General features: G+C 67.2%; 14 protein-coding genes. 6 read left to right on the forward strand and 8 right to left on the reverse strand.

Annotation, left to right across the window (positions count from 1 at the left end; translation table 11 throughout):
* Nucleotides 1-5: 5 nt before the first annotated feature.
* The 5 genes from AC6JAC_RS09010 to AC6JAC_RS09030 form a co-directional block, all read right to left on the reverse strand.
* Nucleotides 6-833 carry an alpha/beta fold hydrolase gene (locus tag AC6JAC_RS09010; RefSeq protein ID WP_454698859.1) on the reverse strand — a complete coding sequence of 276 codons (828 nt, stop codon included), beginning with the start codon at nt 831-833 and terminating at the stop codon, nt 6-8.
* A 4-nt stretch (nt 834-837) separates the two neighbouring features.
* Entirely contained in the window at nt 838-1,167 is a 330-nt protein-coding gene (locus tag AC6JAC_RS09015; protein ID WP_043482513.1) for a biotin/lipoyl-containing protein, read from the reverse strand.
* Complete coding sequence (locus AC6JAC_RS09020; RefSeq protein WP_497964365.1) at nt 1,160-2,224, reverse strand: alpha-ketoacid dehydrogenase subunit beta; 1,065 nt, start codon at nt 2,222-2,224, stop codon at nt 1,160-1,162. The genes AC6JAC_RS09015 and AC6JAC_RS09020 overlap by 8 nt, the downstream gene beginning before the upstream one ends.
* Nucleotides 2,217-3,278, reverse strand: a complete 1,062-nt coding sequence (locus AC6JAC_RS09025; RefSeq protein WP_497964367.1) for a thiamine pyrophosphate-dependent enzyme — start codon at nt 3,276-3,278, stop codon at nt 2,217-2,219. The genes AC6JAC_RS09020 and AC6JAC_RS09025 overlap by 8 nt, the downstream gene beginning before the upstream one ends.
* 222 nt (nt 3,279-3,500) lie before the next feature.
* Nucleotides 3,501-4,886, reverse strand: coding sequence for an amino acid permease (locus AC6JAC_RS09030; protein ID WP_497964369.1), 1,386 nt, complete (start codon nt 4,884-4,886; stop codon nt 3,501-3,503).
* 172 nt (nt 4,887-5,058) lie between these two features.
* Here AC6JAC_RS09030 and AC6JAC_RS09035 point away from each other — a divergent pair, with 172 nt between their 5' ends.
* The 6 genes from AC6JAC_RS09035 (at nt 5,059) to AC6JAC_RS09060 (ending at nt 11,496) form a co-directional block, all read left to right on the forward strand.
* The gene (locus AC6JAC_RS09035; RefSeq protein ID WP_055796136.1) at nt 5,059-5,529 is read left to right on the forward strand and encodes an Lrp/AsnC family transcriptional regulator; all 471 of its coding nucleotides are present in this window, start codon (nt 5,059-5,061) and stop codon (nt 5,527-5,529) included.
* Nucleotides 5,530-5,672: 143 nt separating this feature from the next.
* Complete coding sequence (locus AC6JAC_RS09040; RefSeq protein ID WP_347895511.1) at nt 5,673-6,383, forward strand: NUDIX hydrolase; 711 nt, start codon at nt 5,673-5,675, stop codon at nt 6,381-6,383.
* Nucleotides 6,380-7,693 carry a quinolinate synthase NadA gene (gene nadA, locus AC6JAC_RS09045; RefSeq protein ID WP_454698855.1) on the forward strand — a complete coding sequence of 438 codons (1,314 nt, stop codon included), beginning with the start codon at nt 6,380-6,382 and terminating at the stop codon, nt 7,691-7,693. The genes AC6JAC_RS09040 and nadA overlap by 4 nt, the downstream gene beginning before the upstream one ends.
* Nucleotides 7,690-9,417 carry an L-aspartate oxidase gene (locus AC6JAC_RS09050; protein WP_497964372.1) on the forward strand — a complete coding sequence of 576 codons (1,728 nt, stop codon included), beginning with the start codon at nt 7,690-7,692 and terminating at the stop codon, nt 9,415-9,417. The genes nadA and AC6JAC_RS09050 overlap by 4 nt, the downstream gene beginning before the upstream one ends.
* Nucleotides 9,414-10,343 carry a carboxylating nicotinate-nucleotide diphosphorylase gene (gene nadC / locus AC6JAC_RS09055; RefSeq protein ID WP_028272971.1) on the forward strand — a complete coding sequence of 310 codons (930 nt, stop codon included), beginning with the start codon at nt 9,414-9,416 and terminating at the stop codon, nt 10,341-10,343. The genes AC6JAC_RS09050 and nadC overlap by 4 nt, the downstream gene beginning before the upstream one ends.
* Before the next feature lie 7 nt (nt 10,344-10,350).
* On the forward strand, nt 10,351-11,496 hold the full coding sequence (locus AC6JAC_RS09060; RefSeq protein ID WP_497964374.1) for a cysteine desulfurase family protein: 1,146 nt from the start codon (nt 10,351-10,353) through the stop codon (nt 11,494-11,496).
* 20 nt (nt 11,497-11,516) lie between these two features.
* Here the strand turns inward: AC6JAC_RS09060 and AC6JAC_RS09065 are convergent, their stop codons facing one another.
* From AC6JAC_RS09065 to AC6JAC_RS09075, 3 genes are all read right to left on the reverse strand, one after another.
* Entirely contained in the window at nt 11,517-12,023 is a 507-nt protein-coding gene (locus tag AC6JAC_RS09065) for a GtrA family protein (RefSeq protein WP_028272973.1), read from the reverse strand.
* A gap of 35 nt (nt 12,024-12,058) precedes the next feature.
* Nucleotides 12,059-12,898, reverse strand: a complete 840-nt coding sequence (locus tag AC6JAC_RS09070) for a fumarylacetoacetate hydrolase family protein (RefSeq protein WP_497964376.1) — start codon at nt 12,896-12,898, stop codon at nt 12,059-12,061.
* A gap of 72 nt (nt 12,899-12,970) precedes the next feature.
* Nucleotides 12,971-13,633 (reverse strand): DUF1684 domain-containing protein, encoded by a 663-nt coding sequence (locus tag AC6JAC_RS09075; RefSeq protein ID WP_347895500.1) that lies wholly within the window; start codon nt 13,631-13,633, stop codon nt 12,971-12,973.
* Between the last annotated feature and the right edge of the window lie 57 nt (nt 13,634-13,690).

Below are 13,690 nucleotides of genomic sequence, written 5' to 3' on the forward strand. Positions count from 1 at the left end.
AGGAACTAAACCCCCAGGAACTCCGTTGCAGCCTGCTTGAACGTCCTGCTGGTGATCACATTGCTGTGGTTGCGGCCGGGAATCAGCAGCTGCTCCACGAGCGCCCCTGATTTGGCGCCCAGTTCGGCGAGCTCGGGCATGGTCGCGGCGCGGTCGTCCTTCTCCCCGGCCACGAGCAGCATGGGCATGTGGGGAATGGCTTCGGCCGGGTCGAAGGGTTCCCCCTTGATCGCCTCCACGAGCGACAACAGCGCAAAGATGTTGTTGCTGGGCAGCCCCTGGGCCATCTTCAGCAGCCCCGCCGTGGACTCGTCCGCGATGGGCGTGCCGTCCGCAAGGTAGCGCTGTGCGGCCACCAGGTCAAAGGCCGCCAGCGGATCGGCAATGTTGGGGCCGCCGAGCACCAGGCGGTGAACGAGCTCCGGCTGCGTGGCGCCGAATTCCCAAGCGAGCCGGGACCCCAGGGAGTAGCCGATCACGTCGAGCCCGCTGGCGGGGTCGCCGTCCCGCAACGGGCGGACGCCGGCGTCGAACGCCACCTGCAGGAGGTCCGCGCGGATCCGGCTGGGGCTGTACGAGTCCATGTCTTCCGGCGCCCCGCTGCGGCCGTGGCCGGGCAGGTCAACGGTGATGACGCGGCGGCCGGCTTCCAGCAGGGCGGCCAGCCAGCCGGTGTCCTGCCAGTTGAGCTTGGTGGAGGAGGAGAATCCGTGCAGCAGCAGGACCGGGCGCAACCCGGCGTCGGCTTCCGGCTCGTGCACCTCCACGTAAAGCTGGGGGTCGGTGCCCTCCACGGTGTGGTGGTGCTGCTCGCCGGTGTGCCTGCCGCTCATGGTGTCAGTCCTCATCAAGTACGGCGCTCAGGCGGACCCGGCGCTTTGGTGCCTCTTCCTTCGGGACCGTGCCCACGATGCCGGCAGTGTTGTCCGGCACCTCAAACACAATCAGGGGCTCGCCGACATTGATCTTGTCACCGGGCCCGCCGTGGATACGCACCACTTTACCTGCCTGCGGACTGGGCAGTTCAACAGCGGATTTGGTGGTTTCCACTTCGACCAGCGGCTGGTTGCGCTCCACCTGGTCGCCCGGGGAAACCAGCCATTCCAGCACAGTTGCCTCGATCAGGCCCTCGCCGAGGTCGGGGAGCGGGAAGGAAATTTCAGCCACGTTTGTACTCCAATACTCGCTGGATGCCGAAGAGGATCCGGTCAATGTTCGGGATGTATTCATCTTCCAGATCGCCCGAGGGATACGGCACGTCGAAGCCGGTGACGCGCTCCACGGGGGCCTTGAGCGTGTCGAAGCGGGCCTGCGTGATGAGCTGGGCCACTTCGGCGCCAAGCCCGGAGGTGAGCGGCGCTTCATGGACGACGACGGCGCGCCGGGTCTTCCGTACGGACGCCGCCAGCGCGGCTTCATCGATGGGCTTCAGCCAGCGCAGGTCGAGGACCTCGATGTCGATCCCGTCCTCGGCGGCCAGTTCGGCCACCTGCAGGCAGCGTGCCACCATGGCGCCCCAGGCGACGAGCGTGAGGTGGCGGCCGGCACGCACGACCTTCGCGCCGGCGGGGGAACCGCCGGCGGGGGAGCCTGCCGGGTCCGCTGAGTCGAAGTCGACCTCGCCTTTTTGCCAGTAGCGGGACTTCGGTTCCATGAAGACCACGGGATCCGGCCGCGCGGCGGCGTACTTGAGCAGGTGGTATGCCTCGTGCGGATTCGACGGCGAGACCACCTTCAGGCCCGGCACGTGCGCGAAGAGCGCCTCGAGGCTTTCGCCGTGGTGTTCGGGGGCGCGGATGCCGCCGAAGCTGGGTACGCGCAGGGTGATGGGCATCGGCATGGTGCCGCGGCTGCGGTAGTTCATCCGGGCAATCTGGCAGACGATCTGGTTGATGGCCGGGTAGGCGAAGCCGTCGAACTGGACCTCCGGGATGGAATGGAAGCCGGCCATGGCCAGCCCCACGGACATGCCGAGGATGCCGGACTCGGCGAGCGGCGTGTCAAAGACCCTGCCGGTTCCGTACTTCGCCTGGAGGCCGTCCGTAACGCGGAAAACGCCGCCGAGCCGGCCGCAGTCCTCACCGAAGACCAGCGCTTTCGGGTTCGCGGCGAGCACCTCGTCCAGGGCAAGGTTCAGTGCCTGTTGCATGGACAATTGTTCAACTCCGCGGCGTGGAGTTCCGTCAGCCATGGCGGCCCCGCTTTCAAGGATGGCATTAGACATGTTCGGACTCCTCGCGCCAGTTGGCGGCCTGGGCCTGCAGTGCAAGGGTGGTTTCCTGGAAGACCAGGTCGAACATTTCGGTGCCCGGGCGGGAGCCGAGCGCCTGGATCCCGGCACGGATGTGTTCCTCCTCGGCTTTGGCGGCTGCGAGTGCTTCGGCGAAGAAGGCTTCGTCGGCAACACCGTCGGCGAGCAGCCGCCTCCGGAACCGTTCCAGCGGGTCTTCGCCGGCGTCGTCGCGCTCTTCATTGAGCGACCGGTACCGTCCCGGGTCATCGGAAGTGGAGTGCGGGCCGCGGCGGTAGGTCATGGCCTCAATGAGCACCGGACCGTTGCCGGCACGCGCATGCGCGAAGGCGCGCCGCGTCGCTTCGACCACGGCAACGACGTCGTTCCCGTCGATCCTCAGTGCCGGCATGCCGTAGCCTGCGGCCCGGGCTGCGACGGAGCCGCCGGCTACCTGGCGTTCGGTGGGGACCGAGATGGCCCAGCCGTTGTTCTGGACGAAAAAGACGACTGGAGCCTTCATGACCGCCGCGAAGTTCATCGCCTCGTGGATGTCGCCCTGGGACGACGCGCCGTCGCCGAAGTACGTCATGGCCACGCCGTCCTTCTGATCCAGCGTCTGGCCGTGGGCCCAGCCCACGGCGTGGAGCACCGACCCGCCCACCACGGCCTGGATGGGTGCGAGCCGGGACTGCAGCGGGTCATAGAGCCCGCCGTGCCACGTGGCCTTGTGCGTGGACATATAGGCCACCATGTCCACGCCCATGGCCCTGGCCACACCCATTTCGCGGTAGGTGGGGAAGACAAAGTCCCGGGTGGTGTCCACGGCGTAGCCGCTTCCCACCTGCGCGGCCTCCTGGCCAAGTTCCGGGGCATAGCCGGGGATGATCCCCTGGCGCTGCCAGGCGATGGCCGAGGAGTCCAGGTGCCGGACTGCCACCATCAGCGAATACAGCTCGCGAAGCTGCTCGGCGGTCAGGGGTTCGGAACGTGGTCCCGACAGTTGCCCGGCGTCGTTGCCGCTGAAAGGGGAAGGCAAGGTATCCATGGTTGTGACCCTAGTCACGGGCGAAAGGCCGGGCAATCAGTTCAGGATCCACTGACCAGATTGCGAAAAGCTGCCATGGCATGGACCGTATCGCTTAGCAATTTGCTAAGTGAGCCTGGATTGCTGCACGCAGCCTCCCTGCGGCCATTCCCCAACTGGGTAGCAGCAGGTGTCGTTTTGAGGGCTCAAAACGACACCTGCTGCTACTTACTTGGGCGGAAGCTACCTGGCTTCGCTGCCCTGGCGGGACGCTGTGACCTTGGCGCCGATCTTGCAGGCCGCTGCAATCGCGGCGACCAGGATGATGGTGCTCACCAGCTGGCGGCTGCTCTCGGGGCTGCTGAAACCTACGGCGAAGATCAGGGCCAGCAGGACCAGCCCGAAGATCGTCAGGCCCGGGAAGCCCTTCATCCGGAGCGGAAGCTCGGTGCCCTCTCGATCCGCCTTGCGGCGCAGGATCAGCTGGGAGACGAGGGCGGAGCCCCAGACCATCAGGCAGGTTGAGCCCACCAGCTGGAAGAGTGCCGGGAGGATCTGTTCCGGGAAGAGGAGTTCCAGTACGGCGGCGATGAAGCCGAAGGCCACGGAGACGCCCACGGCAATCATGGGCACCCTGGCCTTGTTCAGCTTCGATAGGAAACGCGGGGCTTCCTCGCGCTGGGCCAGCGAATAGATCATGCGGGACGCGCCGTAGAGGTTCGCGTTGAGCGCGGACAGCAGTGCAATGACGGCCACCAGGGTAATGGCCGTGCCGGCTCCCGGAATCCGTGCGGCATCGAGGACGCCGGCGAACGGCGAGGCGAGGGATGCGGAGGTCGCGGGCAGGACGGCGGCAATGACAAAGACCGAGCCGATGTAGAACACCAGGATCCGCCACAGCACCGTACGGATCGCCTGGGCCACACTGTGGCGGGGGTTTTCGGTTTCGGCGGCGGCAACGCTGACGATCTCGGTGCCGCCGAAGGCGAAGATCACCACGAACAGCGCAGTGGCAATTCCGCCGAGGCCGGCGGGGGCGAAGTTTCCGGTGATGTTGCCCAGGCCCGGGCTTGGTGCGTCAGGCAGCAGGCCCAGCAGGAGCGCCGTGCCGATCCCCAGGAACATCAGGATTGCGGCCACCTTGAGGATGGCGAACCAGAACTCGAATTCGCCGAAGTTGTTCACGCCGGCCAGGTTGATGGCGGTGAAGAGGGCCATGAACACCAGGGAGAGCACCCAGACGGGAATCACCGGCCACACCGTAAAAAGGAGGCCCGCCGCGCCGAGGGCTTCGGCGGCGATGACCACTACCAGCTGCAGCCACCACAGCCACCCCACGGTTGCGCCGGCAGTCCTGCCCATGGCCTTTTCCGCGTACACCGAGAATGCTCCGCTGTTCGGGTTGGCGGCAGCCATTTCGCCCAACGCCCACATGACCAGGATGATCAGCGTGCCGGCCACGAGGTAGGAGATCAGGACGGCCGGCCCCGCGGCCTGGACGCCAGCGCCTGAGCCGAGGAACAGGCCCGCCCCGATGGCGCTGCCCAGCCCCATCATGGTCAGCTGGCGGGGTTTCATGCTGTGGCCGAGCGAAGTGGATGGGCGCTCTGCGGTGGACTTCATCGTCATGCTTGCGAACCTTCTTGTGGTCGGTGGTTGGTCCTTTTGGGACATATTGAATTTACCGTCCCGCGCGGGCCTCCTCGCACAGCTTCCGTGAGAGCATGGTGGCAGTTTGCATTAGTATCGCCCGCTTGTGCGGCGATTTGTAAACTATTGGGCCGGGCTGAAAGGGAAATCAATGAATGTGGACGCAATGGACGCCAAAATTGTCCGATTCTTCACGGATTCGCCCAGGGCGTCGGTGCTGGAAGCCTCGCGCGTCCTGAAGATCGCCCGCGCCACCGTCCAGTCCCGGCTGGACCGGATGACGGCCGGAGGAGTCATCGGTTCGTGGGTGCCGCAGCCGGACCCCTCCCATTTCGGCTACCCGGTGGTGGCGTTCTGCTCGCTCACCATCAACCAGGACCTGGGGCACGATGCCGTGGTCGAAGCGCTGGCAGGGATTCCTGAACTGATCGAGATCCACACCGTTTCCGGCAGCTCGGACCTGATGGCTCGGATCGCGGCGCGGTCCAACCCCGACCTGCAGCGTGTCCTTGATGCCATGATCGCCACGAAGACCGTGCTGAGGTCCTCGTCCGTGATTGTCCTGAACACACACTTCCAGGGCCGGACGCTGCCGCTGCTCGAAGCGGCAGCCGCAATGTGACCTGAAGCATTTTGTGTAGGGGCCCTGCAGTCGTACCATTAGTTCTAGTCATATTGACTATAACTAACCGGAGTACCCGCGGACGGGTCACCGGTCGAAGCCCAGAGGCACCGTCGCGTGCGAAGAAAGCGGGGTGAACCGCCGTGTATACAAGCTCTGCCAACGTTGCCGAGCGCCAGGCCGCACCGCCGTCGCTCGCCATTTCCACGGTGATCTTCGCCCTCCGTCCCAGCGAGAAATCCGGGCGGCCCACGCTGTGGCTCCCGCTGGTACGCCGCATCCGTGAGCCGTTCAAGGATCTGTGGGCACTGCCCGGAGGCCCGCTGACCCACGCTGAATCCCTTCAGGACGCGGCGTCGCGGAACCTGCGGGAAACCACCGGGCTGGCGCCGAACTACCTCGAACAGCTCTACGCCTTCGGCGGCCTGCACCGCTCGCCGTCCCAGCGTGTGGTGTCCATCGTGTACTGGGCGCTGGTCCAGCCGACGGAAGCCGCGCTCGCCGACGAATCAGAGAACGTCAAGTGGTTCCGGGCAGACCGCCTGGGAGAGCTGGCCTTCGACCACAACGCGATCGTGGACTATGCCCTCGGGCGCCTGCGCAACAAGCTGGCCTACGGTTCGGTGGCCTACCACCTGCTGGGGGAGTACTTCACCCTGGCCCAGGTCCGGGAGGTCTACGAAGCCGTCCTTGACCGGGAGCTGGATCCCGCGAATTTCCGCCGCCAGCTCAAGTCCACGCCGGAAATCGAAGAAACCGGCGAATACCTGCAGGGCGGAAAACACCGCCCTCCCCGCCTCTACCGCTTTACCGGCCGCCCCGGCCTTGACCCAGATAACAGGAGCACACCATGAGCAGCGTCAACACGGCAATCCAGTTGATCACTCGCGAACAGGCCGCCAGCAGTGCCACAGGTATTGCAACAGCCGCCTCCACCTGCAGCCCGGCACTGGCCCGCGGGCCATGGGATTACGATCTCGCCGAGGCCCTCGCCGGTGTGCCCGCGTACGGCCCGGGTGCTTCCAGCTCGGACGTCGCCCCCGCGGCCACCCCGCGCCAGGGGCAGCTGCCCGAGGAATACAAGAAGGCCAGCGACGCCGAACTGGACACCCGCATCCGGGCGGCCAAGGCTGCCCTCGGGGACAAGGCGGTCATCCTCGGACACTTCTACCAGCGGGACGAGGTGATTGAGTACGCCGATTTCGTGGGCGACTCCTTCCAGTTGGCCAATGCCGCGCTGACCCGGCCGGACGCCGAGGCCATCATCTTCTGCGGCGTCCACTTCATGGCCGAAACCGCGGACATCCTGTCGAAGCCGGACCAGGCAGTCATCCTGCCGAACCTTGCAGCGGGCTGCTCCATGGCGGACATGGCGGACATCGATTCCGTGACTGACTGCTGGGAGCAGCTCGAAGAGCTCTACGGCACCGAACCCGACGCCGACGGCCGGGTTCCGGTCATCCCCGTCACCTACATGAACTCCTCCGCGGCGCTCAAAGGCTTCTGCGGGGACCACGGCGGCATCGTCTGCACGTCCTCCAACGCCGCCACCGTGCTCGAATGGGCCTTCCAGCGCGGCCAGCGGGTCCTGTTCTTCCCCGACCAGCACCTGGGCCGCAACACCGCCAAGGCCATGGGCGTGCCGATGGAGCAGATGCCCATGTGGAACCCGCGCAAGGACCTTGGCGGCAACGACGAACAGACCCTGCTGGATTCCCGCGTGATCCTCTGGCACGGCTTCTGCTCGGTGCACAAGCGCTTCAACGTGGGGCAGATCGAGAAGGCTCGCGCCGACTTCCCGGGCGTCAACGTGATTGTGCACCCGGAGTGCCCCATGGAGGTGGTGGACGCCGCCGATTCCGCCGGCTCCACCGACTTCATCCGGAAGGCTATTGCCGCCGCCACGGAACCCACCACGTTTGCGATCGGCACCGAGATCAACATGGTCAACCGGCTGGCGGCAGAATACCCGCAGCACACCATCTTCTGCCTGGACCCGGTCATTTGCCCCTGCTCCACCATGTACCGGATCCACCCGGGCTACCTGGCCTGGGTGCTGGAAGCGCTGGTCAACGGCGAAGTCCTCAACCGCATCACTGTGGATGATGACGTTGCCGCTCCGGCGCGCGTGGCCCTCGAGCGGATGCTGGCGGCGCGGCCGTGACCAGGCGGCTTGTGGTTGCCGGCAGCGGTATTGCCGGACTCTACGCGGCGCTTCTGGCGGCCGACGCCGACGACGGCTCCGCAGCGGAAGTGGTCCTGCTCAGCAAGGGGCAGCTGGAGCACAGCAACACCTTTTACGCCCAGGGCGGCGTGTCGGCCGTGCTGGAACCGGGCGAAGCCGCGCCCGGCGACTCGGTGGAGGCCCATATGGCCGACACGCTGGCAGCCGGGGCCGGCCTGAACAACCTGGAGGCCGTGCGGATCCTCTGCTCGGAGGCGGTGCGGGACATCGCCGGGCTGCGCCGGTACGGGGTCACCTTCGATGCCGACGCGCAGGGCGACACCGCACTGGGACTGGAAGCTGCCCACTCGGCGCCGCGCATCCTGCACGCCGGCGGGGACGCCACCGGCGCCCGCATTGCCCGCGGACTGATCGCCGCGGTCCTGAAACGGGCGGTGTCCGGCCGGCTCCGGCTGGAAACAGGCGCATTCGTCACGGAACTGACGACGGCGGACGGCCGGGTCACCGGCGTGACCTACCTGCAGAACGGCGAACTCAAGCACCTGGCAGCCACTGGCGTGCTCCTCGCCACCGGCGGTGCCGGAAGGATTTTCGCACGCACCAGCAACCCCTCGGTAGCCACGGCCGACGGCCTGGCGCTGGCCTGGCGCGCAGGCGCCGCCGTGAGCGATCTCGAGTTCTTCCAGTTCCACCCCACCACCATGGCGATGACGGAGACGGCGGGCGGTCCGCCGCCGCTCCTCGTGTCCGAAGCCGTCCGCGGCGAGGGTGCGGTGCTTCTCGATGCCGACGGCCACCGCTTTATGCCGGACTATCACCCCGACGCCGAACTTGCACCGCGCGACGTCGTCTCCCGCAGCATCGCGCTGCACCTGGCCCGGACCGGGGCCCCGGCGGACAGCCCGGTGTTCCTGGACGCCCGGGGCATTGCTGCCGCCAAGGGCTCCGGCTTCCTGGCGCGGCGGTTCCCCACGATTACCGCCGCCACGGCCGCGGCAGGATACGACTGGACGGCCGAACCGCTTCCGGTGTCTCCGGCAGCCCACTACTGGATGGGCGGTGTGGCCACAGACCTGGACGGACGGACCACCGTCCCGGGACTCTACGCAGCGGGTGAAGTGGCCTGCACCGGCGCCCAGGGCGCCAACCGGCTGGCCAGCAACTCGCTGCTCGAAGGGTTGGTCTTCGGGCGGCGTGCCGTGGAGGCCTTCCTTGGTGAGCCGTCGCACGACTCGCCTGGGGCGTCGTGCGACGCTGTTCCTCCGCGTGCTGTCTCGGCCGCTGGCGGCCTCACCTTGACGCGCGCTTCCGGAACACCCTCGAACGACGGCGGACAGGTCGCCCTGGGTGCCGCTCCAAAAACGTCCCCGGTCAGCGTTCTCGAGGCTGATATGAAGTTTGTGCCTGATCCCGGGGCGTTTTCCCGGGACGCTCTGGGGCGGTTGATGACAGGTGCTGCTGGGGTGTTGCGGACGGGTCCTGAACTCGATGCCGCTGCCGCTCGGTTGGCCCGGTGGGCCGACTCCATCGGTGCCACCGAGCCCAGGGACCCGCGGGAGTTTGAAGACCGCAACCTGCTGCTGGCCGCCCGGCTGCTCGTGGAGGCCGCCCGGAACCGGACTGCCTCCGTGGGCGCCCACTACCGGGCGGATACGGATCCCGCGGCCGCCCCTTCACCTTCGATGCAAAGGATTTCCTCATGACCACCACCGCCCAGGAAATACCGGCCCGGACGGGCGTTGAGCTCACCGGCAGCCTCCCCGAAGCGGCCGTGCTGGGTGTGCTGCGCGCCGCGCTCGCCGAGGATGCCCCCTACGGTGACATCACCTCGCAGGTCCTGATTCCGGCGCAGGCACGCGCGACGGCGGTGCTGAACGCCCGTGTCCCGGGTGTCCTGAGCGGGGGAGCCGTGTTCGCTGCCGCCATGAAACTCACGGACCCGGACGCCGTCGTCGAACTGCTGGTGGCGGACGGCGAAAGGTTCGGCGCAGGTACGCCGCTGGCCAGGGTGACCGGCAACGCCCGGGCAGTCCTGCTGGCCGAGCGCGTGGGCCTGAACCTGGTCCAGAGGATGAGTGCGATCGCGACAAAAACGGCGGAATTCGTGGACCTTGTCCAGGGAACCAAGGCCCGGATCACCGACACCCGGAAAACGACGCCGGGCCTGCGCGTGCTGGAACGCTACGCAGTGCGCTGCGGCGGCGGAGCCAACCACCGCTTCAGCCTGTCCGATGCCGTGCTGGCCAAGGACAACCACCTCGCGGTCATCACGGGCGGGGACCCGGTTAAACTCACTGCAGTGCTGAAGTCCGCGAAGGCGCAGCTCGGCCACACCACGCACTTCGAGGTTGAAGTGGACCGGATGGAGCAGGTGGAGCCTGTGCTCGCCGCGGGAGTGGACACGATTATGCTGGACAACTTCACGCTGGAGGAACTGGCCGCCGGTGTGGCGCTTGTGGACGGCCGGGCCCGGGTGGAAGCCAGCGGCAACGTCAACCTCGGTACGGTGGCAGCAATCGCGGCCACCGGTGTGGACGTCATTTCCATCGGCGGCCTCACCCACAGTGTCATCGCCCTCGACCTGGGCCTCGACATTCAACTGACTGACGTTGAACTGACGGTGGGCTGAACCCGCCATGATCTTCCTGGACGCCGCAGCAACCACGCCGGTCCGCCGCGAAGTGCTGGAAGCCATGTGGCCCTACCTCACCGGCGACTTCGGAAACCCGTCGAGCCACCACTCGCTCGGTGAGTCCGCCGCCTCGGCGCTCGCCGGCGCCCGCACGGCCACGGCCCGGGCGCTGAACTGCCGGCCCGCGGAGATTACCTTCACCTCAGGCGGCACTGAGGCGGACAACCTGGCCGTCAAGGGAATTGCCCTGGCACGGCAGGCTGCGGACCCGGTCCTCAACCGCGTGGTGATCAGCGCCGTCGAACATCCCGCCGTGGAAGAATCGGCACGGTACCTGGAACGGTTCCACGGTTTTGCCGTGGACACCGTCCCGGTGGACGGCTTCGGGCAAGTGACACCCGATGCTCTCGCCGCTGTCCTCCGTCCGGAAACCGCGCTGGTCAGCGTGATGTACGCGAACAATGAAGTGGGAACGGTCCAGCCAATCCGTGAACTCGCCGCGCTGTGCCGTGAGAAGGGCATCCCGTTCCACACGGACGCTGTGCAGGCCGCGGGCTGGCTTCCACTGGATACGAAGTTCCTCGGTGTGGACGCCATGAGCATCTCCGGCCACAAGCTGGGTGCACCGAAGGGCAACGGGGCGCTGTTCGTGCGGAGCCGCACGCGGGTTGAACCGCTGCTTCATGGCGGCGGGCAGGAACGCGGCCGCCGCTCCGGGACCGAGAATGTGGCCGGCGCCGTGGCATTGGCCACCGCGCTGGCGCTGGTCCGCCCCGGTCGGGAACACGCAGAAGCCCTGCGGGACGACTTTATCCGCGAAGTCCTGGCCGGCGTGCCCGGCGCGCAGCTGACGGGACACCCGGCCGAGCGGCTGCCCTCGGTGGCTTCGTTCTGCTTCCCGGGGACCAGCGGCGAATCGGTGCTCCTTGAACTGGAACGGCAAGGCGTGGTGTGCTCCAGCGGGTCCGCCTGCGCGGCCGGATCCGATGCCGCCTCGCCGGTGCTGCTGGCGATGGGGATTCCGTCAGAGGTCGCCCAGACCGCCGTCCGCTTCAGCTTTGATGCCTCGGTGACGGCGGCGGAACTGCACGAAGCAGCCCTGGCCGTCCGGAACGCGGTGGGAAGCGTACAGACGCTGGGCATCCGCTAGCGGTGCCGTTGGAAGTGCCGTCAGCGGTGCCGTGCGCGGCGGAAGATCCAGTGCCGCAGCAGCGCAAAGCGCACTGCAGTGGCCGCGAAGCCGGACAATGTGGTGGTCCACAACTCATCGGACATGCTCGCGTCAGGATTGAACCAGTGCAGCACTCCGAGGCTGCCGCCGGTGAGCACCAGCGCAATCACGATGACCACCAAGCCGCTCAGGTGGTCCCTGCCGGCCTTGCTGCGTCCGGCAATTTTGAACGTGAGCCGCCGGTTAAGGGCAGTGTTCATCACCGAGGTGATGATCAGCGCCGCGGCGTTGGCCAGCTGCGGCCCCAGCCAGGGCCGGAGCAGTGCGTACAGGGCAAGCGAGGTCACCGTGCACACAATCCCCACACCGGTGAAACGGATGAGCTGCCGGACGGCGGGGAACCGCAGGATGCCACGGTAGTGCTTCGTGGCCGGCGGGCGCCGTGCTGGGGTGGTGGAACCGGACTGTTGCGTCAGCGGGACGGTGGCCGCGGCAGGTGATTCCATCGCTCAAGCCTGCCACACCGTGCCTACGGATCCGGTCAGGCGGCGTCCCTGACCGGATTCGTCAGTTCGCCGATTCCTTCCACCCGGCAGGTGACGGTGTCACCGCGGTGCAGCTGCGCCGTTTCGGCAGGGAACCCGGTGAGGACCAGGTCGCCGGGGTGGAGCGTCATGAAGGACGTCAGATAAACCAGGATTTCGTCCACGCCCCAGCCGAGGTCCGCGGAACTGGCAGCCCGTAGTTCGGTGCCGTTGTGCACAATCCCGATGGAAAGGGCCGCGCTGTCCAGGACGGGGTCCAGGCCTGTCACGATCCACGGTCCCACCGGCGTGAACGTGTCCTGGCTCTTGGCGCTGATCCACAGCTCGTCCGCTTTCTGCAGGTCCCTGGCAGTGACGTCGTTGCCGATGGTGAAGCCGAGGACGGCCTCCCGTGCCTTCTCCGGCGTCAACCCGCGTGCCTTGCGCCCGATGACGACGGTCAGCTCGGCCTCCGGGTCCACATGCCCCACTCCTGGCGCGAGTTCAATGGCATCGCCCGGTCCCACCACGCTGGTGGCCGCCTTGTGGAAGGCCTGCGGAGGAAGGTCCCGGCCCGCCCGGCCCGTGTTGTGCGCCATGCCCAGCACGTTGGCCGGAACACTGGGGGCCAGGAAGGTGAATGCGTCTTCGCCGACAGTGGAGCCGGGCTGCCAGCCTGCCCGCGGGGCGGCCGAAGCGTTCGCCAGTGACCCGGGGAAGGGGCTGTCGATAACAGTCCAGAGTTTGCCTGCTTCGCTGCCGAAGTCCGGAGCGTCATTGGCAACGAAGAAGTGTTCCAGCTCCGAGGCGGCGGAGTGGGGGTGGACGCGGGCAATGCGGCGTGTCGGTGCGGTCATCAAGACATCCTACGTCCCGCCGGGACGTGTTGGCGGAGTGTGTCGCCCGCCCGCCATTGTGGCGGGGGCCCGTCAGTACAGTTCGCCGACCGGGATCTCCACGGCCAGCCGGTTGGACGGGCCGGCCAGCGGGCAGGCCCAGGCCTCGTTGTAGGCGCAGGAAGGGTTGTAGGCGAAGTTGAAGTCCAGGATGAACTCGGCGTCCGGCCCTGATCCCAGCACGCCGTGGAAGGCGCCCTTGATCGTGTCCAGCAGGTAGCGTCCGGCGCCGTAGCTGCCGCCGGGCTGACCCGCCGTCGCATCCCGGAACGGCACGAAGATGCCGCCGCCGTAACCGTGCAGCTTCCAGACGGCCAGCTGGCCCATCTCGGGAAGATCGAAGGTGCCCAGGCGGACAAACCTGACCACCCCGTCGGTGCCCGTCTCAACGTTCATTTCCCGGCCGGCTCCCTCTTTCGTCAGGCGCACGTGGAACCTGTAGATGGGATCGTAGTCCGCTGTCCGGAGGCCGCTGAACGTGGCTTTGGAGGCGGCGGTGAGTGCCGACGCCGGGTGGGTGCCGAACATCCTGTCGCGTTCCTGCCGCCAATACGAGTGCGCCTCGGCGGGGCTGTCCACGGCTATCCTGCGGACGTTTTGGTACATGGCGAAGGTCCGGACCCGCCAGTCGGCAATGTCCAGGGCCGAGATGTCCGCCACGCTGTCCTGCTCCGTCTCAAAGTGCTGTTCCGCCATGCCCCCAGCGTAGCCCTCTTTGCGGGCGGGAAAGCCCGTGTGTCAACACTCCGGCCC

The organism is Arthrobacter sp. KUASC02 (assembly GCF_059739395.1).